Origin of the sequence: Pseudohaliea rubra DSM 19751, assembly GCF_000764025.1 — a bacterium.
GTDB classification, from domain to species: Bacteria; Pseudomonadota; Gammaproteobacteria; order Pseudomonadales; family Halieaceae; genus Pseudohaliea; species Pseudohaliea rubra.
In genome coordinates, this window is the sequence record NZ_KN234760.1 from 13331 (window position 1) to 35401 (window position 22071).

Consider the following 22071-nt stretch of genomic DNA (forward strand, 5'->3'; position numbering starts at 1 on the left):
TGTCCTCAGCCGCAGCGGCGTTCGAAGTCGGCCATGAAGACCACGAGGTCGTCCACCGCGGCCTGGGGTACGGCGTTGTAAAGGCTGGCGCGCATGCCGCCGACGGAGCGGTGTCCCTTGAGGTTGAGCAGCCCGGCGGCCTCGGCCTCCTCGAGGAAGCGCTTGTCGAGGCCGTCGTCGGCGAGCACGAAGGGCACGTTCATCCAGGACCGCCAGGGCGGGTCTACCGGGTTTGCATAGAAGGCGCTGTTATCGATGAAGCCATAGAGCGTCTCTGCCTTGCGCCGGTTGCGCTCGGCCATGGCCGGTAGGCCACCGAGCCCTTCGAGCCACTCGAAAACAAGCGCCGCCAGGTAAAGGGCGAAGGTCGGCGGCGTGTTGTACATGGAGTCAGCGGCCGCTGCCGTTTCCCAATTGAGCATGGCCGGGCACTCGGGCCGCGCCCGGCCGAGGAGATCCCGGCGCACGATCACCAGGGTCAGGCCTGCGGGGCCGATGTTCTTCTGCGCCCCGGCGTAGATGACGCCATAGTGGCTGACGTCCAGGGGGCGCGAAAGCAGCGTCGACGACAGGTCGGCGACCAGCGGCGCCGGCGCCACCGGGGCCTCGGTAAACTCGACGCCGCCGATGGTCTCGTTCGGGGTCAGGTGCAGGTAGGCCGCGTCTTCGCGAAGCTGCCAGCTGTCCCTCGGCGGCACAGTGCGATAGTTGCCCGCGGCGTCGCTGGCAACGACGCCCACATCGGCGTAACGACGCCCCTCGGCAATGGCCTTCTTTGACCACTGCCCCGTGTCGAGGTAATCGGCGGGGCCGCCCGGCGCGGCGAGGTTCAGCGGCACGGCCGCGAACTGCGTGCTCGCCCCGCCCTGCAGGAACAGCACGGCGTAGTCGTCGCCGATAGCCAGGAGCCGGCGCAGGCAGGCCTCGGCCTCCTCCACCACGCCCACCACTTCCGGGGAGCGGTGGCTCATCTCCATAAAGGACAGGCCTCTGCCGTGCCAGTCGAGCATTTCCTCGGCAGCGCGGGTGAGCACTGCCTCGGGGAGCGCGGCAGGGCCGGCACAGAAGTTCCAGGCGCGGGCCATCAGCAGGCGCTCCCGTTGTCAGGCGTCATCGTCATGTTCCCCGGCGGTGCCGTCATCGGACTCCGGTGGCGCCGAGGGCGCCTCTGCCACCGGAAGATCCCCGTCGGCAACGGCAGTGTCGTCGACTTCCGGCTCGTCGATCTGGGCGACGCGCACCAGCTGTTCACCGTCCTTGCAGCGCACAATGCGCACGCCCTGGGTATTACGGCTGAGCATGGACACCTCGTCCGCGCGGGTACGCACCAGGGTACCGAGGTTGGAGATGAGCATGAGCTCGTCGCCGTCGAAGACCTGCACCGCACCGACGAGCTCGCCGTTGCGCTCGGACTGGGCCATGGCGATGACGCCCATGTTGCCCCGCCCCTTGGTCGGAAATTCCACCACGTCCGTACGCTTGCCGTAGCCTTTTTCGCTCACCGTGAGGATGCGGCCATCCTCCCGGGGAATGACCAGCGAGATCATCTGCTGCCCGCCGGCCAGGCGGATGCCGCGCACCCCGCGAGCGGTCCGGCCCATGGGGCGGACGTCGTCCTCGCTGAAGCGGGCGACCTTGCCGCCGCTGGAAAAGAGCATCACGTCGCAGTTGCCGTCGGTAATCGCCGTGCCGATGAGCACGTCGCCCTCATCCAGTTCGAGGGCGCGCAGACCTACGCTGCGCGGGCGGGCGAAATTCGTGAGCGGCGTCTTCTTGACGGTGCCGCCGGCGGTAGCCATGAAGATGAAGTGCCCCGGCGTGTACTCCTCCACCGGCAGGATGGAGGTCACGCGCTCTCCGGGCTCCAGCGGCAGCAGGTTCACCAGGGGCCGCCCGCGGGAGCCACGCCCGGCGAGGGGTATCTGGTAGACCTTGAGCCAGTAGACCTTGCCGAGGCTCGAGAAACAGAGAATGGTGGCGTGGGTGCTCGCCACCAGCAGGTGCTCGACGAAATCCTCGTCCTTCACGGACAGGGCCGCCCGCCCCATGCCGCCACGGCGCTGGGCCTGGTAGTCGGTGAGCGGCTGGGTCTTGGCATAGCCCAGGTGGGAGATGGTCACCACCCGGTCCTCCTCGGTGATCAGGTCCTCTACCGTAAGGTCGTGCTGGGATGCGGAGATTTCCGTACGCCGGGCGTCGCCGAACTCCTGGGCCACTTCCTCGAGCTCTTCCCGGATCACCTGCAGCAGACGCTCCGGATCGCCGAGGATATCGAGGTAGTCGGCAATCTCGGTAAGCTTTTCCTGGTATTCGTTAAGCAGCTTCTCGTGCTCGAGACCCGTGAGCCGGTGCAGGCGCAGCTCGAGGATCGCCTGAGCCTGCGCGGGGGAAAGCTGGTAGGCGTCGCCGTGCAGGCCGTAGTGGGGCTCGAGGCCGTCCGGGCGGCAGGCCTCCGCACCGGCGCGCTCCAGCATGGCCAGCACCTCGCCGGGCGGCCAGGTGCGGGCGAGCAGCGCCTCCCGGGCCTCGGACGCGCTCGGCGATGCCTTGATCAGTTCGATCACCGGGTCGATGTTGGCCAGCGCAATCGCCAGCCCCTCGAGGATATGGCCGCGCTCCCGGGCCTTGCGCAGCAGATAGACGGTGCGACGGGTGACCACCTCGCGGCGGTGGCGGATGAATGCCTCGAGGATCTCCTTGAGATTGAGAACCTTCGGCTGGCCGTCCACCAGCGCCACCATGTTGATGCCGAAGACCGATTGCAGGTTGGTCTGCGCGTAAAGGTTGTTGAGGACGACATCGCCGAGCTCGCCGCGGCGCAGCTCAATGACGATACGCAGGCCGTCCTTGTCGGACTCGTCGCGAAGCTCGCTGATGCCCTCGATTTTCTTTTCTTTTACCAGCTCGGCGATGCGCTCGATGAGCCGCGCCTTGTTCAGCTGGTAGGGAATTTCGTGGACGATGATGACGTCGCGGCCACGCTTCTCGTCGGTGATGACCTCGGCCTTGGCCCGCACATAGATGCGGCCGCGGCCGCTGCGATAGGCCTGAATGATACCGGCGCGGCCGTTGATCATGGCGCCGGTGGGAAAATCCGGACCGGGGATGTGCTCCATGAGCTCATCGACGGTGATCTCCGGGTTCTTCATGAGCGCCAGGCAGCCGCTCACCACCTCCGTGAGGTTGTGCGGCGGAATGTTGGTTGCCATGCCCACGGCGATGCCGGCGGAGCCGTTCACAAGCAGGTTCGGCACCCGTGCCGGCAGCACCGAGGGAATGCGCTCAGTGCCGTCGTAATTATCGACGAAATCGACGGTTTCCTTGTCGAGATCCGCGAGCATCGCGTGCGCGATCTTCTGCATGCGGATTTCGGTGTAGCGCATGGCCGCGGCGGAATCGCCGTCGATGGAACCGAAATTGCCCTGGCCGTCGACCAGCATGTAGCGCATGGAGAATTCCTGGGCCATACGCACGATGGTGTCGTAAACGGCAGAATCGCCGTGGGGGTGATACTTGCCGATGACGTCACCGACGACCCGCGCCGACTTCTTGTAGGGCTTGTTCCAGTCGTTGTTGAGCTCGTTCATGGCGAAGAGCACGCGCCGGTGTACCGGCTTGAGACCATCACGGACATCCGGCAAAGCGCGGCCGACAATGACGCTCATGGCGTAATCGAGGTAGGACTGCTTCAGCTCGTCCTCGATATTGACCGGGAGGATTTCCCTGGCGATTTCACCCATCTGGCATTTCCTGTGCGACTCGGAGCGGTGCAGGGCCCGCGACGCCGCCAGGGCGGCCCACGGCAACCCTCGCATGCGCTGCGCAGAACCGCCGGCAGCTCCGTCATGGAAGCCTGCCAGTGTACCGACTGCAGCCCGTTTTCGCCATGTTTTTAACTACTTAGCAGGGGGTGCGGCACACCCGGCGAGGGGACCCCGCCGGGGACATTTACGGTTATACTGCCCGCCCCCAAGGGACCGGCCGCCGGCGGCGGCCCCGGCTGACAGGAAACAGCGCCCATGACGACAGGGACGACAGCGGCAGACCTCCTGATTCATCCTCGCTGGATCGTACCGGTGGTGCCCGAAGGGCAGGTGCTGGAGCAGCACAGCCTGGCGATCCGCGACGGCGTCATCATCGCCATCGTGCCGCGGGCCGAGGCGGCGGGCATCGAGGCCGCCGAGCAGCTCGAGCTCCCGTGCCACGCGCTCCTTCCAGGCCTCGTCAACGCCCACGGCCATGCCGCCATGGCACTGCTGCGCGGCTATGCCGACGACCTGCCGCTCATGCCCTGGCTCCAGGAGCACATCTGGCCCGCCGAGGGCGCCTGGGTGAGCGATGCCTTCGTCCGCGACGGCGTACGCCTGGCAGCCCTGGAGATGCTCGAGAGCGGCACCACCACCTGCTCGGACATGTATTTCTTCCCGGAAGTCGCCGCCCGCGAGTACCTTGCCACCGGGCTCCGGGCGCAGCTGGCGTTTCCGATCTTCGATTTCCCCACCGCCTGGGGCAGCGGGCCGGACGATTATCTGGCCAAGGGCCTGGCGCTGCGCGACGAGCTGCGCCACGAGGACCGCATCACTGTCGTCTTCGGCCCCCACGCCCCCTACACCGTGGGCGAAGACACCCTGGCCCGTATCGCCACCCTCGCCGCAGAGCTCGACGTGCCGGTACACATCCACCTGCACGAAACCACCGCCGAGGTGCTCCAGGCCGTGGAGGCGACCGGCGAGCGCCCCGTAGATACGCTGCAGCGCATCGGCCTCCTCGGGCCGCGCACCCAGTGCGTGCACATGACCGACGCGGGGCGCCAGGACATCGAGCTCCTCGCCGCCACCGGCGCGCACGTGGTGCATTGCCCGCAGTCGAACATGAAGCTGGCCTCCGGCGCCTGCCCGGTAACGCGGCTGCTGGACGCCGGCGTAAACGTCGCCCTGGGCACGGATGGCGCCGCCAGTAACAATGATCTCAACCTCTTCAATGAAATGCACAGCGCGGCCCTGCTGGCCAAGCTGAGTACCGGCGACGCCTCCGCCCTGCCCGCAGCCCGGGTGCTGACCATGGCCACCCTGGGCGGCGCCCGCGCCCTCGGCCTCGAGCAGCGCATCGGCAGCGTGGAACCGGGCAAGCAGGCCGACCTGATTGCCGTGGACCTCAGCGGCCCGGCGCAGCAACCGGTCTACAACCCGCTGTCCACGCTCGTCTATGCCTGCACCGGTGGCGAAGTGAGCCACAGCTGGGTCGCCGGCCGGGCCGTGCTCGCCAACGGCCGCCCCCTGCAGCTGGACCGGCGCGCCGTGCTGTCACGCGCGGAAGACTGGCGCGCGAGGATACAGGCCGGGCCGCGCCAGGGCGGGCCGGGGAACGCTGACAAGGAGACGTCATGACCACACGCAGCAACGTCGATCGCCAGGAGATCGCCAAGTTCGAGGCCCTCGCCGCGCGCTGGTGGGACATGGACGGCGAATTCCGCCCCCTGCACGAGATCAATCCGCTGCGGGGCAATTTCATTGACGGCCTGTCGCCCGTTGCCGATCGCGACCTCGTCGATGTCGGCTGTGGCGGCGGCATCCTCGCCGAGGCCATGGCCCGGCGTGGTGCAGCGGTCACCGGCATCGACATGGGCGAGGCGCCGCTCTCCGTGGCGCGGTTGCACCAGCTCGAGTCGGGGCTGGACATCAACTACCGGCAGGCCACAGCGGAAGAACTTGCCGCGGAACAGCCCGGGGCCTACGACGTGGTCTGCTGCCTCGAGATGCTCGAGCACGTGCCGGACCCGGGCGCCGTGGTCGCGGCCTGCGCCGCCCTGGCGCGACCCGGCGCGTCGCTCTACTTCTCGACCATCAACCGCAACCCGAAGGCCTTCCTCTTTGCCATCGTCGGCGCCGAACACATCCTGCGGCTGCTCCCGGCGGGCACCCACGAGTACGACAAGTTCATCAAGCCCTCGGAGCTGGCCGGCTGGGTGCGTGATGCAGGGCTCGTGCTGCGGGAGATGACCGGGCTTACCTACAGCCCGCTGACGAAACGCTATCGCCTGAACGACCGGGACCTGTCCGTGAACTACATGCTGCGCGCCGAGAAGCCCGCGTGAACCACCCGGGCCGACGCCTGGCAGCGGTTTTCTTCGACCTCGACGGTACCCTTGCCGATACCGCCGGCGACTTCATCCCGGTGGTGCAGACGCTGCGGGCCGAGGCCGGCCTCGCGCCGCTGCCCCCCGAGCGTATCCGCGCCAGCGTCTCCAATGGCGCCCGGGGTCTGGTCACGCTCGCCCTGGGGCTCGGCGAGGATGATGACGGCTTCGAACGCTGGCGCCAGCGGCTGCTGACGCTCTACGGCGGCCTCCTCGGCACCCACGCCACCGTGTTTCCAGGCCTTCGCGAACTCATCGCGCAGCTCGACAGCGCCGGCATTGCCTGGGGCATCGCCACCAACAAGCCCCGCGCCTACACGGCACCGCTGCTCGAGCGCCTCGCCATCGACCCGCCGCCGGCCAGCGTGGTCTGCCCGGAGGACGTCCGCGAGCGCAAGCCACACCCGGAGAGCCTCGAGCGGAACTGCCGGGAAGCGGGCTGCAGCCCGGCGCAGGCCATCTATGTAGGCGACCATCGCCGCGACATCGAGGCGGGGCAGCGCGCCGGCCTCTACACCGTAGCCGCCGCCTACGGCTACATCGAACCCGGCGACGACCCGGCCCGCTGGGGCGCCGACGGGCTGGTCAGCAACAGCGAGGCGCTGGCGGCGCAGCTGCTGCCGCCCCTGGAAGACACCGTGGAGGGCCTCTCATGAGCACCACAGCCATACCCGCCGGCTACCGGCCATCGCCAACACTCCTCGCCGGACGCACGGTGCTGGTCACCGGCGCCGGGGACGGCATCGGCCGTGCCGCCGCCCTCGCCTATGCGGCGCACGGGGCCACGGTCATACTCCTCGGGCGTACCGTGGAAAAACTGGAGGCCGTCTACGACGCCATCGAGGAGGCCGGCGGCGCACAGCCGGCGATCTTCCCCATGGACCTGTCGAGTGCACCGGAAGCGGACTACGAAGGCCTTGCCAAGGCCATCGGCGAGACCTTCGGGCGTCTTGACGGCCTGCTCCACAACGCCAGCGTCCTCGGCGAGCGCCGGCCCGTCGCGAACACCACCTGGAAAGCCTGGGAAACGGTGATGCAGGTGAACGTGAACGCAACCTTCCTGCTCACCCGGGCCATGCTGCCGCTGCTGCAGGCCGCCCCGCGCGCCAGCGTGCTGTTCACGTCCTCGGGCGTGGGACGCAAAGGCCGCGCCTACTGGGGTGCCTATGCGGTATCGAAGTTCGCCACCGAGGGCCTGATGCAGGTGCTTGCCGACGAGCTCGAGAACACCAGCGCGGTGCGGGTGAACAGCCTCAATCCCGGCGCTACCAACACGGCCATGCGCCGCGCCGCCTACCCGGGGGAAGAACCCACGGGCAACCCCTCGCCGGAAGCCATCATGCCGGCCTACCTCTACCTGATGGGCGATGACAGCCTGACCGTGCACGGCCAGGCGCTGAACGCACAGTAGCCGGGCGGCTACCGGCGGGGGCCGCTTCTGGCGCTGCCCAGGTCCTTGCCGCCGCGCTCCTTACCACCCCGCTTCTTCTCGGCACCCTTGCCGAACTTGCCGGCTTTTTCCGGCCGCCGGTCGCGGCCCTTCTTGCGCAGCTGGCGCTCCTGAATCCTGCGCTCGTCGACGGTGGCCCGGTCCAGAGACTTCGCCGGCAGCCCGGCCATGCGGTAGAGCGCCTTGACCTCTTTCTCGGTCATTTCCATCCACTGCCCCTTCTTGACCCGGGACGGGATAAAGATCTCGCCGTAGCGCACTCGCTTCAGCCGGGAGACGGTCAGGCCCTGGGATTCCCACAGGCGTCGTACCTCGCGGTTGCGCCCTTCCATGATCACCACGTAGTACCAGTGGTTGACCCCGTCGCCATCGTTGCCGCCGGGCTGGATATCAGTAAAGCGGGCGACACCATCCTCGAGCATAACCCCTTCGAGCATGCGTTCCAGAACCTCGGGCTGGGCCTGGCCAAGCACACGCACGGCGTATTCGCGGTCGATATTCGTCGAGGGATGCATGAGCGCGTTGGCCAGCTCGCCATCCGTGGTGAACAGCAGCAGCCCCGAGGTGTTGTAGTCGAGGCGGCCGATGGAGATCCAGCGCCCCTGGCGGAGCTTCGGCAGGCTGTCAAACACCGTGCGCCGGCCCTCGGGGTCGTTGCGGGAGCAGACCTCGCCCGTGGGCTTGTTATAGAGAAGGCAGCGCACGCCACTGCTGACCGCAGCTTCCAGAGGCCTGCCGTCGACAGCCAGGCGATGGCCGGGGTGCACACGATCACCGAGCTGCGCCGGCCGGTCGTCGATGCTGACCCGACCCTGTTCGATCCAGCGCTCCATCTCCCGCCGGGAGCCGAGACCGGTGCGGGCGAGTACCTTCTGCAGCTTTTCGCCGCTCTTGCCCTTGTCCCTGTCCTTTGCCTCAGCCATCGGACCGCTGTGCACCGGCGGCCGCGTCTTCGTTGCGGTCTTCGCTGCAGTCTTCGCTGCGGTCTTCACTGAAGTCTTCGATGAGGTCTTCGCCGTTGTCTTCGGCGTGGGTCTGGCGGTTGTCTTCCCTGGTGTCTTCACTGTTCTCCTGGCTGGCGGCCCCGGCCTGCTCCCCGGCGGCGTCGTTCGCTGCGCTGACCAGGGGCTCACTGAAGCCGAGCTCGGCGTTCAGGGTCTCAAGGTCGCGGATCTCCGCGAGGGCTGGAAGCTGGTCGAGACTCTTCAGATTGAAATAGTCGAGAAACTGGCGCGTGGTGGCGTACATGGCGGGGCGTCCGGGGACGTCCCGGTGCCCGACCACGCGAAGCCACTCACGCTCTTGCAGCGTCTTGATGATGTTCGAGCTCACGGCCACACCACGGATCTCCTCGATCTCACCGCGGGTGATGGGCTGGCGGTAGGCCACCAGAGCCAGCGTTTCCAGCAGGGCCCGGGAGTACTTCGGCGGCCGCTCGTGCCAGAGCCGGGCCACCCAGGGGCTGAGCGTCTGGCGCACCTGGAAGCGGAAGCCGCTGGCGACCTCCTTGAGCTCGAAGCCGCGATCCTCGCAGCGCGCGGCAACCTCCTCCAGGGCCGCGCGGATGTCGTCCTTCGCCGGCTGCTCACCCTCTTCGAAAAGCTCCGCCAGCTGCGCTACCGTGAGCGGCTTGCCGGCGGCGAGCAGCGCGCCCTCGATGATCTGTATCAGGCCCGTCTCTGCCACTACTCGACCCTCGCCTTGACGTGGATCGGCGCGAAGGGCTCGCTCTGAACAATTTCCACCAGGGACTCCTTGATCAGTTCCATCACCGCCAGGAAGGTAACCACCACCCCCAGGCGCCCTTCCTTCGGATCGAACAGGGTAACGAAAGGCACGAACTGCCGCCCGGCCAGGGCCTCGAGCACCTGGGACATGCGCTCGCGCGTGGACAGCGCCTCGCGCTGGATGTGGTGGTGCTCGTACATGTCGGCCCGGCGCAGGACTTCCGAGAGGGCAAGGAGCACTTCGCGCATCTCGACCTCCGGCTCCGGCCGGGCCCGCTGCAGATCCGGCGGCTCGGCGCTGGCCACGAAGGTATCGCGCTCGTTGCGCGGCAGCTCCTCGATGTCCTCGGCAGCCTTCTTGAAGCGCTCGTACTCCTGCAGGCGGCGAATCAACTGAGCCCGCGGGTCCTCTTCCTCGTCGTCGACATCCACGGAGCGCGGCAACAGCATGCGCGATTTGATCTCGGCAAGGACGGCCGCCATAAGCAGGTACTCCGCAGCGAGCTCGAACTGCATGGCGTCCATGAGCTCAACGTACTTCATGTATTGCTCGGTGATCTGGGAGACATCGATCTCGAGGATGTCGAGGTTCTGGCGGCGGATCAGGTAAAGGAGCAGATCAAGAGGGCCCTCGAAGGCGGCGAGGATCACTTCCAGCGCCCGCGGCGGGATGTACAGGTCCTTGGGCAGCTCGGTCATGGCCTTGCCCATGACGATGGCGAAGGGCATCTCGCCCTGCTCCGGCGTCGCCATCGGCGGGGCCAGCGGGCGGGGGGCCTCGCCGGCGGGGCTGCGTTCTTCGGAAGTGCTCACGCGCGGTCCTGTATCGCTCTTCGCGCGAGTATACCTGAGGCCGTTACGCAACGCTGCAGGCGCAGCGCCCCGCCGCTACCGCCGCCGCCAGCACGGACAGAAAGCCGGTCAACAAACCGGTCAACAAACCACGGCGTCACGGGACACTTGCGCCGGGGCGGCGCAGAAACGCTATTCGAAAGGTGCGACGTCGCCTTTGCCCACCCGGAGCACCAGGGGCAGGTCGTCGGCAAGGTCGATCACTGAAGTCGGCTCCATGCCGCAGTAGCCCCCGTCGATAACAAGGTCCACAGCGCGCTCGAGGCTGTCGCGGATCTCGTAGGGGTCGATAAGCGGCAGGTCATCCCCGGGAAGAATAAGGGTCACGCTCATGAGCGGCTCGCCGAGATCGCCCAGCAGCGCCTGGGCGACATTGTTCTCGGGCACACGCAGGCCGACGGTCTTGCGCTTGGCGTGCATGAGCCGCCGCGGCACCTCGGAGGTGGCCTTGAGAATGAAGGTATACGGCCCGGGCGTGTTGTTGCGCAGGAGCCGGTACTGGGTGTTGTCCACCCGGGCGTAGGTGGCGAGCTCGGACAGGTCGCGGCAGACAAGAGTGAAGTTATGGTCCGCGTCGAGGCGGCGGATGCGCCGGATCCGGTCCAGCGCGGCCTTGTCGCCGATACGGCAGCCCAGGGCGTAGGCCGAATCGGTCGGATACACAATAACGCCGCCGCCGCGGAGGATATCCACGGCCTGGCGTACAAGACGCGCTTGAGGATTCTCGGGGTGGATCTGGAAAAACTGACTCACGGTGCTGTCGCCTCCCTGGGGCCTGCGGGGGCCGCCAGCCGCGACCACACGTTGGGCTGACCGGCGAAGGGCGCCGATGGTACCCCAAGGCGCGGCCCGTGGGTGCTGTCGGCATGAAAATCGCTGCCGACAGAGACCGCAAGGTCGAAGTCTGCGGCCAGCTGCGCCAGGCCTCCTGCGAGCCCCGGGGCCTGGCGTCCGCTCACGACCTCCAGGGCGCCACCGCCGGCGCGGGCGAAATCGGTGAGCAGCCGGCGCAGCTTCATGCGGGTGAACTTGTAGTGCAGCGGGTGGGCGAGCACGGCGATGCCCCCGGCAGCGGTGATCCAGCCGGTGACCTCGGCGAGCGCTGGCCAGAAGGCTTTGACGTCCCCGGGCTTGTTGCGGCCGAGGTAACGCTTGAAGGCCGTCGCCTCATCGGCCAGATGCCCGGCCTGCACGAGCCAGCGCGCGAAGTGCGGCCGACCCAGCTGACTGTTGCCGGCGATGGCCCGGGCGCCTTCGAGGGCGCCGGGAAAACCGCGGCTCGCCAGGCGTTCGGCGATGGTCCGGGCCCGCGCCTGCCGTGCGGCACCGAGGGTGGCCAGGCCCGTGACCAGGGTCGGATCATCGACAGCGACACCCAGCCCCACCACATGGATCGTCGCACCGCTCCACTGGCAGGACAGCTCGACCCCCGCGTGCAACACCAGCTCCCCGGCCAGGGGCACGGCCGCACGGTAACCGGCGAGCGTGTCGTGGTCAGTGATCGCAAGCTCCGCAAGACCCGCCGCGCGGGCGCGCTCGATGAGCGTCGCCGGCGCCAGGGCGCCGTCAGAGGCCGTTGTATGGGTGTGGAAGTCGACCAGCACAGTTCGCTACCATTGCGCTCTTGCCCGGAGCCGGGCGCCCACCGCCGCGGCTGGCCGGCGAGCTTAGCACGGAAGGAAGCCCCCACCCCATGCGGCAACTGCTCGAATTCATCCCCATTGCCCTCTTCTTCATCGTCTACCAGCTCGACGGGGAGACGGTAAGCCTGGGCAGCTGGGCCTACACCGTGGACGGCATCTTCACCGCCACCGCCGTGCTTATGGTCGCTACGGCGCTGCAGTTCCTGGTGAGTTCGCTGCTGTCGCGCCACGTGGAAAAACGGGCCCTGTGGACCTTTGTCGCCGTACTCGTGTTCGGTGGTGCCACGCTGCTGCTGCGCGACCAGACCTTCATTCAGTGGAAGCCGACAATCTTCAACTGGGCCCTGGCCATCGCCTTCATCCTGTTCCGTTATGTTGGCGAGCGCACGCTTATGGAGCGTACCCTCGGTACCCAGCTGCAGCTGCCCCACGCGGTCTGGCTGCGGCTTAACGCTGTCTGGGTAGGCAACTTCCTGTTCGTCGGCGCCCTCAACCTGTACGTCGCCTACAGCTACAGTGAGGCCACCTGGGTCAGCTACAAGCTCTACTCGGCGATCGGCTTCACGCTGCTGCTGACCGTGCTGACGGCCCTGCTGATCAGCCCCCATCTCAAGGACGATGACGACGGGGGCCCGGACGCCCGAGCCGCCAGCGACGACGCCTGACCCGGAGGACCGGAGCATGTACTACGCCATCATCGCCGAAGATGCACCCGACACGCTGGCTGCGCGTCGAGCGGCGCGCCCCGCACACCTGAAGCGCATCCAGGCTCTGGTCGACGCCGGCCGGGTGCTCCTCGCGGGCCCCCACCCGGCTCTCGACACCCGGGATCCCGGCGAGGCGGGCTTCAGCGGCAGCCTCATCGTCGCCGAGTTCGACAGCCTGGCGGACGCGAAGGCCTGGGCCGCCGGGGACCCGTACACCGAGGCCGGCGTGTTCGCGCGGGTCGACGTCAAGCCCTTTCTGCCTGTGCTGCCCTGACGGCACCGCGTGCTATTCTGTGCCGCCCCAAGACCCTGCCGGGAATGCCATGCCTAGAGGAGATCGTTCCGTGAACGCGCTGGCTCGCCTGTTATCCGCCATCGCCTGCGCCGTCTGTGTGACCGGCGCCGTTGCTCAGGACACCGCCTGGGTTGGCGACGAGGTGTACATAGTCCTGCACGCAGGCCCCGGCACCGACTATCGCTGGGTCGCCAAGCTCAACCCGGGCACTGGGCTCTCACCCCGGGGCACCGCCGAGGACGGCGCCTGGACCGAAGTCACCACAGACCGCGGCACCGACGGCTGGGTGCGCAGCGAGTTCCTGACCCGCGAACCCCCGGCCCAGGTGCGGCTGCCCGCGGCCGAGGAGCGCAGTGAGCGCCTCGCGGCGAAGGTGCAGACGCTCGAGGGCAGGCTGGAGGCCCTGCGCAGCGCCGAGGCCGATACCAGCGGCAGCCTCGCCGCCACGGAGGCACGCCTCGCCGAAGCCAGCGAAGAACTGACGCGCATCAAGCAGGTGTCCGGGCGCGCCCTGGCCCTCGACCAGGAGAACCGGCAGCTCGCCGAGAACGTGGAGACCCTGCGCTCGGAGGTGGACGTGCTGCAGGCGGATAACCAGCGCCTGAAGGACAAGCTGCAGAGCAGCGCCTTCCTCGACGGCGCCCTCGCCGTCCTCCTCGGGGTGGTGATCACCCTCGTGGTGCCGCGGCTCTGGCCACGCCGCCGCAGCAGTTCAAGCTGGGCCTGAGTGCCTCACAACCCCCCGGGAGCCTGACTATGAAGCCAATTTTCCAACGCCTGTTCCTGCCCCTGCTGGCCGTGCTCCTCGCTCTGCCCGCCGGCGCCGGGAATTCCCAGCCCAATCCGCAGGTGGTCATCGAGACCACCCAGGGCGACATCACCGTACGCCTGTTCCGCGACAAGGCGCCGGCGACCGTGGAAAACTTCCTCCAGTACGTGGACGACGGCTTCTACGACGGCACGATCTTCCACCGGGTCATCCCGAACTTCATGATCCAGGGCGGCGGCTTCCTCCCGGACATGACAGAAAAGCCCACCGGCGCTCCGGTGCTGAACGAGTCGCGCAACCGTCTGCACAACATCCGCGGCACCCTGGCCATGGCCCGCACTTCGGACCCGGATTCCGCCACCGCACAGTTCTTCATCAACCAGCGCACCAACCTGAAGCTCGACTGGATGCCCGGCCAGCCCGGCTACACGGTCTTCGGCGAGGTGACCGACGGCATGAGTGTGGTGGATTTCATTGCCACGGCCCCGGTGCAGCAAGTGGACGGCCACGGGGACGTCCCCGTGGAGCCGATCATCATCGAGCGTATCCGCAGGAAGTCCCTGCTTTGACCGCCTTGAGCGTCAACCTGAACAAGATCGCGCTGATCCGCAACTCCCGGGACACGCGCTCGCCGGATGTGCCCGGCCACGCCCAGCTGTGCATCGACGCAGGCGCCGACGGCATTACCGTGCACCCGCGACCCGACCAGCGACACATCCGCGCGAGCGACTGCCGGGAGCTTGCGGCCATGCTCACGGTGGAATTCAACATCGAGGGCAACCCCTTTGCCGGCCCGCGGCGCAGCGACCGCGCCGGCGTGGATGACTACCCGGGCTTCCTGCCCCTGGTCCGCGAGACGCGGCCGGCGCAGTGCACCCTGGTGCCCGACGGCGACGCGCAGCTCACCTCGGACCACGGCTTCGACCTCACCCGTGACGGCGAACGGCTGGCCCCCCTGATAGCCGAGCTCAAAGGTCTTGGCATCCGCGTGAGCCTGTTCATGGACCCGGAGCCAGCCCAGCTGGCCCTGGCGGCCGAGGTCGGTGCCGACCGCATCGAACTCTACACGGAGAGCTATGCCCGCGCCTTCGCCACCGGGGATGACAGCGCTGCGGTGCTCGGCCGCTTTCGCGCGGCGGCGGAGGCGGCGCTCGACGCCGGCCTGGGCGTCAACGCCGGCCACGACCTGAACCTCGAGAACCTGCCGTCCTTCTGCGCGGCGATCCCCGAGCTCCTCGAGGTCTCCATCGGTCACGCGCTCACCGTGGATGCCCTGCGCCTGGGCCTTGCCGAGACCGTGCACGCCTACCAGCGGGCCCTCGGCAAGGACTGAACCGACGGACCCGCGGGAGCCTCCGTGTCCACAACACCCTACCTCGTCCCTCACAGCCAGGAGCCCATCGACATCCTGCACCGGGACGGGCACCTGCTGCTCGTGCGCAAGCCGCACCTGCTGCTCTCGGTACCGGGCAAGCACCCGCTGAACAAGGACTGCCTGGTCACGCGGCTGCAGGTCGACTACCCGTCGGCACGGACCGTGCACCGGCTCGATCTGGACACCTCCGGCATCATGGTGCTCGCCCTGACCCGGCGGGCCGAGTCGGGGCTGGGGCGCCTGTTCCAGGAACGGCGGGTGGAGAAGGATTATCTTGCGGTCGTCGACGGCATCGTCGCCGACGATGCGGGGGAGATCGACCTTCCGCTGGCGCCGGACTGGGAGCGCCGGCCACGGCAGAAGGTCTGCCACAGTGAGGGCCGGGCGGCCCTGACCCGCTACCGCGTGCTGGCGCGGGAGGGCGATCGCACGCGGCTGCTGCTGAGCCCGGTGACGGGACGCTCCCACCAGCTGCGGCTGCACCTGGCGGCGGTGGGCCACCCGATCATCGGCTGCGACCTCTACGCGCCGCCGGCCGTCGAGGCGCGCTCACCACGCCTGCTGCTGCACGCCAGCCGCCTGGCGTTCCCGCATCCGGTGAGCGGCGCCTGGCTGGAGCGCCGCTGCCCGGCGACTTTCTGAGTCCTGGCCGGTCCTGGCGGGACCGGCTGCTGCGCCGGCCGGGGACGCGCCTCCCGGGCGCTTCCTGCATACCTCCGCGGTGCTTCCTGCGTCCGCCCCGGGTACCTCCTGCATCCCTTCTGCGCGCCCCTCAGAGATACGAACACCAGTCGCTCCAGCTGCCGGCGTAAAGCTGCGCGTCGCTCCGGCCGAGACGGGCCAGGGTGAACAGGTTGATGCAGGTAGAGACACCGGAGCCGCAGTAGCCCACCAGTCGCTCCGCCTCGAGCAGGTCGCCCCAGTGCGCGGCGAGGGCTGCGTCGTCAAGGAGGCGTCCGCCGTCATCGGTCACCGCGCCCCAGAAGCGGTTCTCGGCGCCGGGGATATGACCGGCGACCGGGTCCATGGTCTCGTTCTCGCCGCGGTAGCGATCGGCGGCGCGGGCGTCCACCAGCGTGGCGCCGGCCGCCTGGGCTGCGCACACGTCGTCGATAGCCAGCCGGCCGGCGTAGTCGCCGACGGCGGGCACCGCGCAAGGCGTGGCGGCAACCTCACCGGTCTCGGGCTGCCCACCGGCGGCGAGCCAGTCGTCGTAGCCACCGTTGAGCAGCGCCGGCGGCCGGTAGCCAAGGGCGCGCATCATCCACCAGAGCCGTCCGGCGAAGGCAAAACAGGACGCATCGTAGACGATGACCGGGGTGTCCAAGCCGATGCCGCAGCGGGCAAGGGTCGCCGCGAAAATCGCCGGCGGCGGCAGCGGATGGCGGCCGCCGTGCTCCCCCCGGGGCGCCGAAAGGTCACGATCGAGGTCCAGGTAGTGCGCTCCGGGGATATGCCCGGCAAGGAAGGCCTCGCGTCCGGCCGCGGGCCGGGCCAGATCGAAGCGGCAGTCCACGACCACAGCGCCGGCACCGGCGACCTCCGCCGCTTCGACCAGGATTGCTTCCGCGTGTACCGCCATCGCTGCTGCTCCCACGCCCGCTGGGCGCTTCCCGGAAAGTTGGCTAGAATTCTGCCACAGGAAAAGGAGAAAGCGTGGTCACCAGCGAGCGCTCAACGACCGGCCTGCGCATTATCGCGCGGCCCAATCACTCGTCGTCCTGGCAGGCAAACCAGCTGGTGCTGCTGGCGCTTGCGGTCCCATCCCTGGGTGTCGGGGTGATTCTGGCGTTTTACGGCGCCTGGCTCGTGCTGCCCTTTGCGGGGCTGGAGCTGTCGGCCCTGGGCTGGGCGCTCTACCGGGTCAACCACAAGCTGCAGTTCCGGCAGGTCATCACCCTGAACGACCTCGACGTGCAGATCGACGAGGGACGCAGTGCCCCGGTGCGCTCCTGGCGCCTCGCGCGGCAGGGCACTGCGCTGGCCGTGACCCCGGAACAGCACCCCTGGGAAGGGCCGCGCCTCGCGGTCTACAGCAGCGATCACCGGGTACCGGTGGGCGACTTCCTTAACCGGGACGACGTGCTCTCCCTCCTGGGCCTGTTACGGGCGGAGATTCGCGTGGGCACCAGCAGCCCCATGGCGCAGCGACGGCTCTGACGGCGCACTGCGCCAGACCGCCGTGCACGGGGCCCCGCAGCGGCCGTATAATCGCCGCCACATCCACGACCAGGCATCTGCCATGAGCAACAAGGTCGGCTTCATCAGCCTCGGCTGTCCCAAGGCGCTGGTCGATTCCGAGCGCATCCTCACCCAGCTCAAGCTGGACGGCTACGACATCGTGCCCACCTACGCCGATGCGGACGTGGTCGTGGTCAACACCTGTGGCTTCATCGACAGCGCCAAGCAGGAGTCCCTCGACGCCATCAGTGAGGCGGTGGCGGAAAACGGCCGGGTGATCGTGACCGGCTGCATGGGCCGCGGCGAGGATGCCGAGCGCATCCGCACGGCCAACCCCTCGGTACTCTCCGTCACCGGCCCTGCGGCCTATGAGGAGGTGGTGGGGGCCGTGCATGAATACGTGCCGCCGACACGGGAGCGGGATCCCTTTATCGACCTGGTGCCCGGCACCGGCCTGCGCCTGACGCCCCGCCACTACGCCTACCTGAAAATTTCCGAGGGCTGCAACCACCGCTGCCGCTTCTGCATCATCCCGTCCATGCGCGGCGACCTGGTCAGCCGGCCCATCGGCGACGTCATGGCCGAGGCCGAGGGCCTGGTGCGCAGCGGCGTCCGGGAACTGCTGGTGATCTCCCAGGACACCAGCGCCTACGGCGTGGACCTCAAGTACCGCAGCGGTTTCTGGGACGGCCGCCCGCTGAAGACCAACCTTCATTCCCTGTGCAACGCCCTCGGCGAGCTCGGTGCGTGGGTACGCCTGCACTACGTGTATCCCTACCCGCACGTGGACGACATCATCCCGCTCATGGCCGAGGGCCGCATCCTCCCCTATCTGGACATTCCCTTTCAGCACGGCAGCCCGGCGGTACTCAAGCGCATGCGCCGCCCCGCGGCCGCCGAGAAAGTGCTGGACCGCATCGCCCGCTGGCGCAGCACCGTGCCCGATCTCACGCTGCGCAGCACCTTTATCGTCGGCTTCCCCGGAGAGACCGAGGCCGAGTTTGAGGAACTCCTCGCCTTCCTGCGCGAGGCCCGCCTCGACCGGGTCGGCTGCTTCCAGTACTCGCCGGTGGCCGGCGCCGCCGCCAACGACCTCCCGGACCCGGTGCCAGAGGCCGTGAAGGAGGAGCGCTGGGCCCGCTTCATGGAAGTGCAGCAGGCGATCAGCGAGGAGAAGCAGCAGGCAAAGGTCGGCCGGTGGGTCGAGGTACTCATCGACGAGGTAGACGAGAACGGCGCCGTAGGTCGCTCCCGCGGCGACGCGCCGGAGATCGATGGCCGGGTCTTCCTCGACGGCGTCACCGGTCTTTCCCCCGGTGACCTGGTGGAGGCCGAGGTCACGGCGGCGGACGCCTACGACCTCTGGGCCGGCTAGCCGTCGCGCGCCGGCCCGCGCCGTGAATCTTCTGCTCTTTGCCGGCAGCGAGCGGGAGGGGACCGACCGGGTGCGCATCCGCGGCCGCCGGGTGAGGCACCTGCGCGAGGTGTTCGGCGCAGCGCCGGGGCACGCGCTGCCGGTGGGCGAAATCGGCGGGCGCCTGGGCCGGGGCACGCTGCTCAGCCTGGACGGCGCGGAAGCCCTGCTCAAGGTCACCCTCGAGCGCGACCCGCCGCCGCGGCTGCCCCTGGTGCTCGTCCTCGCCCTGCCCCGGCCCAAGATGCTGCGCAGGCTCCTGCGCGCCGTGGCCGAATTCGGTGTCAGCGAACTGATCCTGGTCAACAGCGAGCGCGTGGAGAAGAGCTTCTGGCAGTCGGAGCTGCTCAGCGACCAGGCCCTTCACGACTACCTCCTTGCCGGGGCGGAACAGGCCCGCGACACGCGGCTGCCGGCGGTGGCTCTGCGCCGCCGCTTCCGCCCCTTTGCCGAGGACGAGCTGCCGGCACTCTGCCGGGGCCGCCGGGCCCTGGTGGCCCATCCGGGGGCCGCAAAGCCCTGCCCGGCGTCTCCGGCCGGGCCCCTGCTTATCGCCATCGGCCCCGAGGCCGGCTTCAACGACTTCGAAATCGGACTGCTGCAGGCCGCGGGGTGCACCCCGGTTTCCCTCGGCACACGCACGCTGCGGGCCGAAACGGCGCTGGTGGCCGCCCTCGGCCGCCTCGGCGCCCCGGCGGAATGATTGGTGACAACAGTTGATTGGTATCAAGGAAAGCCTGCGGCCGGCCCAGTAACGTCGAGGTCCACAACAATCTGAAAATGGAACTACCATGCTGAGCGTCGCCGAGATCATGACCCGGGAGCCCTACACCCTCGGCCCCGATGACACCCTGGCCGACGCGCGTCGCCTCATGAACGCGCACCACATCCGCCATATTCCGGTGGTGAGCGCCGAACGCACCATTATCGGCCTCGTCTCCCACCGCGACGTGCTTGCAGCCAGTGACTCAACCCTGGAGAGCCACCGGGAGGACCACGCGGCCGTGCCGCTGTCGGCGGTCATGAGCACGCCGGTGCAGACGGTGGACGAGCACGCCAGCCTGCGCGGCGTCGCCCTGCACCTGCAGCAGCACCGCATGGGCTGCCTGCCCGTGACCCGCGACGGTGCCCTCATCGGCATCATCACCGACTCGGACTTCGTCTCCATCGCCATTCACCTGATGGAACAGCTCGAACTCGTCGAACCCGAGGAGAGCGTCGTGGAGGCAGACGAGGACTTCTAGCGCAGCGGGCGCCCCCGGCCCGCCTCAGCCGGCCACCTCGAGCCCTGCCGGGCAGCTCACACCCGTGCCGCCCAGGCCGCAATAGCCACCGGGATTCTTCGCCAGGTATTGCTGGTGGTAATCCTCGGCATAGTAGAAGAAGCCGGCCGCAGCGATTTCCGTGGTGATCTCGCCGTGCCCCGCCGCCGTCAGCGCCTGCTGGTACTGCGTCCGGGAAGCCTCTGCTGCTGCAAGCTGGGCCGCGTCGGCCGTGTAGATCGCTGACCGGTACTGGGTACCCAGATCATTACCCTGACGCATGCCCTGGGTCGGATCGTGCCCCTCCCAGAACAGCCGCAGCACCGCATCGAGGCCCAGGACCGCCGGGTCGAAGACCACCAGCACAGCCTCCGTGTGGCCGGTATTGCCGGAGCAGACCTCGCGGTAGGTGGGGTTAGGGGTATGACCGCCGGCGTAGCCAACGGCCGTGCTGTAGACGCCGGCCTGCTCCCAGAAGCAGCGCTCGGCGCCCCAGAAACAGCCCATGCCGACCACCAGCTGCTCTAGGGGGGCTGGAAAAGGGCCGCAGAGCGGTGTGCCGAGAACGGCGTGGCGCTCCGGCACCGCGAGGGCCTCGGCGCGCCCCGGGAGGGCCTCTTCAGCCGTCGGCAGGGCGTGCTTTTTGCGGATGGAAAACAGACTGGCCATGGGTCACTCCTGGCTTGTGGCAGGCGTCCGGATGAAGGGGACGCAGCTGCTGCAAGTGTAGCGCGTCAGGAGCGTTCTTGGAGCCTCCGGCCCCCGGCGCTAAGATCAGGCCATGAAAAGGATGCATGCCGCATGAGCCGCCCCCCCGCAAAACCCGCTGGTGCCGGTGAGATCGCCCGCTTTCTGGACAAGCGGCGCCAGCTGCAGGTCTTTGCCGAGCGCAGCCCCCGGCTGCTCTTCGCGATCGACGCCACGGCCAGCCGCCAGCCCACCTGGGACCTGGCCTGCCAGCTGCAGGGGGAGATGTTCCTGGCCACCGAGCGGCTGGCCAGCCTGTCGGTGCAGCTTTGTTACTACCGCGGCCTCGGAGAGTTCGAGGCCACCCCCTGGACCAGCAGCGCCAGCGCCCTGGCCCGGGCCATGAGCCGCGTCCACTGCGCCGCCGGGCAGACGCAGCTCACCCGCGTTCTGCGCCACGCCCTGGCAGAACACCGGCGGCAGCCGGTTCGCGCTGTGGTCTTTATCGGCGACGCCATGGAGGAACGGGCGGGCCGCCTGGCAGAGCTCGCCGGCGAGTGCGGGCTTCGGCAGTTGCCCCTGTTTCTGTTCCAGGAGGGCGGACAACCGGCCGTGACGGCCTGCTTCGAACAGCTTGCCGGCCTCAGCGGCGGCGCCCGCCTCGACTTCGACCGATCCAGCGCCGACCGCCTGGCGAGCCTCCTCGGCGCCGTGGCCTGCTACGCCGCCGGCGGCCGCGAGGCGCTGGAGAACAGCGCCTCGCAGGGTGCTAGACTCCTGCTCGAAAAACTCAAGCCCTGAGGTCCCCGTGCCCCGACTGATCCTGCTTCTGGCAGTGCTTGCCACGGCCTACCTGCTCTATCGCCGGGTGCAGGCCCTGCCGCCGCACAAGCGCCGCGCCGAACTGCTGCGCCTAGCTGTGATCGTCGCCGCGGTAGCGGCGGTGCTGCTGACGCTGGCGGGGAAAATGCACTGGATCGGCGCCGCCCTCACGGGCCTGCTGGTGGCCGCGCGGCGGGCACTGCCCCTGCTCCTGCGCCTGTTCCCCTTTCTGACCCAGCTGCGCCAGCAATCCGCCACGGCCCAGCCCGCCGGCGGCGGCGGCCAGTCCACCGTGAAGACACGGACCCTGGCCATGCACCTCGAGCACGACAGCGGCGCGCTCTCCGGCGAGGTGCTGGCGGGCCCCTGGCAGGACTGGCGCCTCGACGACATGGAACGGGCACAGCTGGCCGAGCTGCGCCGCTGGTGCAGCGCCGAGGACCCGGAGGCCGTGCAGCTTCTGGACAGCTATCTCGAGCAGCGCTTTCCCGGCGAGGCGCCCGGCGACGGCGACGGCGACAGCGAGGGAGCGCAGGCAGACACACAGCGCGACGGCACCATGACCCGCAGCGAGGCCCTGGCGGTCCTTGGCCTCGGCGAGGATGCGGACCGGGAAGACATCATCGCCGCGCACCGGCGCCTCATGCAGAAACTGCACCCGGACCGCGGCGGCAACGACTACCTCGCCGCCAAGGTCAACGAAGCAAAAGACTTCTTGCTGCGCTAGCATAGGCAGCCACCCGTAAGCAGA

Annotated in this window: 25 protein-coding genes; 16 read left to right on the top strand and 9 right to left on the bottom strand. The window is 68.6% G+C overall.

Annotated features, from left to right (window positions below; translation table 11 throughout):
- Positions 1-5 precede the first annotated feature (5 nt).
- Both serC and gyrA read right to left on the bottom strand, forming a co-directional pair.
- Complete coding sequence (gene serC, locus HRUBRA_RS07545) at positions 6-1085, bottom strand: 3-phosphoserine/phosphohydroxythreonine transaminase (RefSeq protein WP_035516034.1); 1080 nt, start codon at positions 1083-1085, stop codon at positions 6-8.
- An 18-nt stretch (positions 1086-1103) separates the two neighbouring features.
- Positions 1104-3740: a DNA gyrase subunit A gene (gene gyrA, locus HRUBRA_RS07550; RefSeq protein WP_035516036.1), complete on the bottom strand. Its 2637-nt coding sequence runs from the start codon at positions 3738-3740 to the stop codon at positions 1104-1106.
- Positions 3741-4019: 279 nt separating this feature from the next.
- Between gyrA and HRUBRA_RS07555 the strand changes: the two genes are divergently transcribed.
- From HRUBRA_RS07555 to HRUBRA_RS07570, 4 genes are read left to right on the top strand one after another with little or no spacing between them, the layout of a single operon-like run.
- Positions 4020-5387, top strand: a complete 1368-nt coding sequence (locus HRUBRA_RS07555) for a TRZ/ATZ family hydrolase (RefSeq protein ID WP_052094511.1) — start codon at positions 4020-4022, stop codon at positions 5385-5387.
- Positions 5384-6094 (top strand): bifunctional 2-polyprenyl-6-hydroxyphenol methylase/3-demethylubiquinol 3-O-methyltransferase UbiG, encoded by a 711-nt coding sequence (ubiG, locus tag HRUBRA_RS07560; RefSeq protein ID WP_035516038.1) that lies wholly within the window; start codon positions 5384-5386, stop codon positions 6092-6094. The genes HRUBRA_RS07555 and ubiG overlap by 4 nt, the downstream gene beginning before the upstream one ends.
- Positions 6091-6792 (top strand): HAD family hydrolase, encoded by a 702-nt coding sequence (locus HRUBRA_RS07565; RefSeq protein ID WP_035516039.1) that lies wholly within the window; start codon positions 6091-6093, stop codon positions 6790-6792. Before ubiG ends, HRUBRA_RS07565 begins: the two co-directional genes overlap by 4 nt.
- Positions 6789-7547 carry a YciK family oxidoreductase gene (locus HRUBRA_RS07570; RefSeq protein ID WP_035516040.1) on the top strand — a complete coding sequence of 253 codons (759 nt, stop codon included), beginning with the start codon at positions 6789-6791 and terminating at the stop codon, positions 7545-7547. The genes HRUBRA_RS07565 and HRUBRA_RS07570 overlap by 4 nt, the downstream gene beginning before the upstream one ends.
- A gap of 8 nt (positions 7548-7555) precedes the next feature.
- Here HRUBRA_RS07570 and rluB read toward each other — a convergent pair whose 3' ends face one another.
- The 5 genes from rluB to HRUBRA_RS07595 all read right to left on the bottom strand — a co-directional run bounded on the left by rluB (position 7556) and on the right by HRUBRA_RS07595 (position 11769).
- On the bottom strand, positions 7556-8509 hold the full coding sequence (gene rluB, locus HRUBRA_RS07575) for a 23S rRNA pseudouridine(2605) synthase RluB (RefSeq protein WP_052094512.1): 954 nt from the start codon (positions 8507-8509) through the stop codon (positions 7556-7558).
- Positions 8502-9272: an SMC-Scp complex subunit ScpB gene (scpB, locus tag HRUBRA_RS07580; protein WP_035516041.1), complete on the bottom strand. Its 771-nt coding sequence runs from the start codon at positions 9270-9272 to the stop codon at positions 8502-8504. Before scpB ends, rluB begins: the two co-directional genes overlap by 8 nt.
- Complete coding sequence (locus tag HRUBRA_RS07585; protein WP_052094513.1) at positions 9272-10126, bottom strand: segregation and condensation protein A; 855 nt, start codon at positions 10124-10126, stop codon at positions 9272-9274. Before HRUBRA_RS07585 ends, scpB begins: the two co-directional genes overlap by 1 nt.
- 171 nt (positions 10127-10297) lie before the next feature.
- Positions 10298-10918: an L-threonylcarbamoyladenylate synthase gene (locus tag HRUBRA_RS07590; protein ID WP_035516044.1), complete on the bottom strand. Its 621-nt coding sequence runs from the start codon at positions 10916-10918 to the stop codon at positions 10298-10300.
- Entirely contained in the window at positions 10915-11769 is an 855-nt protein-coding gene (locus tag HRUBRA_RS07595) for a PHP domain-containing protein (protein ID WP_084592526.1), read from the bottom strand. The genes HRUBRA_RS07590 and HRUBRA_RS07595 overlap by 4 nt, the downstream gene beginning before the upstream one ends.
- Before the next feature lie 89 nt (positions 11770-11858).
- Between HRUBRA_RS07595 and HRUBRA_RS07600 the strand changes: the two genes are divergently transcribed.
- From HRUBRA_RS07600 to HRUBRA_RS07625, 6 genes are all read left to right on the top strand, one after another.
- A complete protein-coding gene (locus tag HRUBRA_RS07600) occupies positions 11859-12473 on the top strand; it encodes an inner membrane-spanning protein YciB (protein ID WP_035516046.1) in 615 nt (204 codons plus the stop codon).
- Between the two features lie 16 nt (positions 12474-12489).
- Complete coding sequence (locus HRUBRA_RS07605) at positions 12490-12789, top strand: YciI family protein (RefSeq protein WP_035516048.1); 300 nt, start codon at positions 12490-12492, stop codon at positions 12787-12789.
- 70 nt (positions 12790-12859) lie between these two features.
- The gene (locus HRUBRA_RS07610) at positions 12860-13537 is read left to right on the top strand and encodes a TIGR04211 family SH3 domain-containing protein (RefSeq protein ID WP_236629812.1); all 678 of its coding nucleotides are present in this window, start codon (positions 12860-12862) and stop codon (positions 13535-13537) included.
- A 29-nt stretch (positions 13538-13566) separates the two neighbouring features.
- Positions 13567-14148: a peptidylprolyl isomerase gene (locus HRUBRA_RS07615; RefSeq protein ID WP_035516050.1), complete on the top strand. Its 582-nt coding sequence runs from the start codon at positions 13567-13569 to the stop codon at positions 14146-14148.
- Positions 14145-14912 (top strand): pyridoxine 5'-phosphate synthase, encoded by a 768-nt coding sequence (locus tag HRUBRA_RS07620; RefSeq protein ID WP_035516051.1) that lies wholly within the window; start codon positions 14145-14147, stop codon positions 14910-14912. Before HRUBRA_RS07615 ends, HRUBRA_RS07620 begins: the two co-directional genes overlap by 4 nt.
- A gap of 24 nt (positions 14913-14936) precedes the next feature.
- A complete protein-coding gene (locus HRUBRA_RS07625) occupies positions 14937-15596 on the top strand; it encodes a pseudouridine synthase (RefSeq protein WP_035516053.1) in 660 nt (219 codons plus the stop codon).
- A gap of 130 nt (positions 15597-15726) precedes the next feature.
- Here the strand turns inward: HRUBRA_RS07625 and HRUBRA_RS07630 are convergent, their stop codons facing one another.
- The gene (locus HRUBRA_RS07630; RefSeq protein WP_035516055.1) at positions 15727-16536 is read right to left on the bottom strand and encodes a sulfurtransferase; all 810 of its coding nucleotides are present in this window, start codon (positions 16534-16536) and stop codon (positions 15727-15729) included.
- 74 nt (positions 16537-16610) lie between these two features.
- On the opposite strand from HRUBRA_RS07630, the gene HRUBRA_RS07635 reads away from it, so the two are divergent.
- The 4 genes from HRUBRA_RS07635 to HRUBRA_RS07650 all read left to right on the top strand — a co-directional run bounded on the left by HRUBRA_RS07635 (position 16611) and on the right by HRUBRA_RS07650 (position 19793).
- On the top strand, positions 16611-17114 hold the full coding sequence (locus HRUBRA_RS07635) for a DUF2244 domain-containing protein (RefSeq protein ID WP_035516057.1): 504 nt from the start codon (positions 16611-16613) through the stop codon (positions 17112-17114).
- An 82-nt stretch (positions 17115-17196) separates the two neighbouring features.
- Entirely contained in the window at positions 17197-18510 is a 1314-nt protein-coding gene (gene rimO / locus HRUBRA_RS07640) for a 30S ribosomal protein S12 methylthiotransferase RimO (RefSeq protein ID WP_035516058.1), read from the top strand.
- A gap of 22 nt (positions 18511-18532) precedes the next feature.
- Positions 18533-19252 (top strand): 16S rRNA (uracil(1498)-N(3))-methyltransferase, encoded by a 720-nt coding sequence (locus HRUBRA_RS07645; RefSeq protein ID WP_035516059.1) that lies wholly within the window; start codon positions 18533-18535, stop codon positions 19250-19252.
- 88 nt (positions 19253-19340) lie between these two features.
- Complete coding sequence (locus tag HRUBRA_RS07650; protein WP_035516060.1) at positions 19341-19793, top strand: CBS domain-containing protein; 453 nt, start codon at positions 19341-19343, stop codon at positions 19791-19793.
- Between the two features lie 24 nt (positions 19794-19817).
- Here the strand turns inward: HRUBRA_RS07650 and msrA are convergent, their stop codons facing one another.
- Positions 19818-20480, bottom strand: coding sequence for a peptide-methionine (S)-S-oxide reductase MsrA (gene msrA / locus HRUBRA_RS07655; RefSeq protein WP_035516061.1), 663 nt, complete (start codon positions 20478-20480; stop codon positions 19818-19820).
- Between the two features lie 132 nt (positions 20481-20612).
- Here msrA and HRUBRA_RS07660 point away from each other — a divergent pair, with 132 nt between their 5' ends.
- A complete protein-coding gene (locus HRUBRA_RS07660; RefSeq protein WP_035516062.1) occupies positions 20613-21299 on the top strand; it encodes a hypothetical protein in 687 nt (228 codons plus the stop codon).
- Positions 21300-21306: 7 nt separating this feature from the next.
- Entirely contained in the window at positions 21307-22047 is a 741-nt protein-coding gene (locus HRUBRA_RS07665) for a J domain-containing protein (protein WP_035516063.1), read from the top strand.
- Positions 22048-22071: the final 24 nt, after the last annotated feature.

Coding starts and splice junctions, on each gene's coding strand:
- HRUBRA_RS07555 (WP_052094511.1), top strand. CDS start 4,020: ATGACGACAGGGACGACAGCGGCAGACCTCCTGATTCATCCTCGCTGG.
- HRUBRA_RS07600 (WP_035516046.1), top strand. CDS start 11,859: ATGCGGCAACTGCTCGAATTCATCCCCATTGCCCTCTTCTTCATCGTC.
- ubiG (WP_035516038.1), top strand. CDS start 5,384: ATGACCACACGCAGCAACGTCGATCGCCAGGAGATCGCCAAGTTCGAG.
- HRUBRA_RS07570 (WP_035516040.1), top strand. CDS start 6,789: ATGAGCACCACAGCCATACCCGCCGGCTACCGGCCATCGCCAACACTC.
- HRUBRA_RS07615 (WP_035516050.1), top strand. CDS start 13,567: ATGAAGCCAATTTTCCAACGCCTGTTCCTGCCCCTGCTGGCCGTGCTC.
- msrA (WP_035516061.1), bottom strand. CDS start 20,480: ATGGCCAGTCTGTTTTCCATCCGCAAAAAGCACGCCCTGCCGACGGCT.
- HRUBRA_RS07630 (WP_035516055.1), bottom strand. CDS start 16,536: ATGGCGGTACACGCGGAAGCAATCCTGGTCGAAGCGGCGGAGGTCGCC.
- HRUBRA_RS07660 (WP_035516062.1), top strand. CDS start 20,613: ATGAGCCGCCCCCCCGCAAAACCCGCTGGTGCCGGTGAGATCGCCCGC.
- gyrA (WP_035516036.1), bottom strand. CDS start 3,740: ATGGGTGAAATCGCCAGGGAAATCCTCCCGGTCAATATCGAGGACGAG.
- rimO (WP_035516058.1), top strand. CDS start 17,197: ATGAGCAACAAGGTCGGCTTCATCAGCCTCGGCTGTCCCAAGGCGCTG.
- serC (WP_035516034.1), bottom strand. CDS start 1,085: ATGGCCCGCGCCTGGAACTTCTGTGCCGGCCCTGCCGCGCTCCCCGAG.
- rluB (WP_052094512.1), bottom strand. CDS start 8,509: ATGGCTGAGGCAAAGGACAGGGACAAGGGCAAGAGCGGCGAAAAGCTG.
- HRUBRA_RS07650 (WP_035516060.1), top strand. CDS start 19,341: ATGCTGAGCGTCGCCGAGATCATGACCCGGGAGCCCTACACCCTCGGC.
- HRUBRA_RS07605 (WP_035516048.1), top strand. CDS start 12,490: ATGTACTACGCCATCATCGCCGAAGATGCACCCGACACGCTGGCTGCG.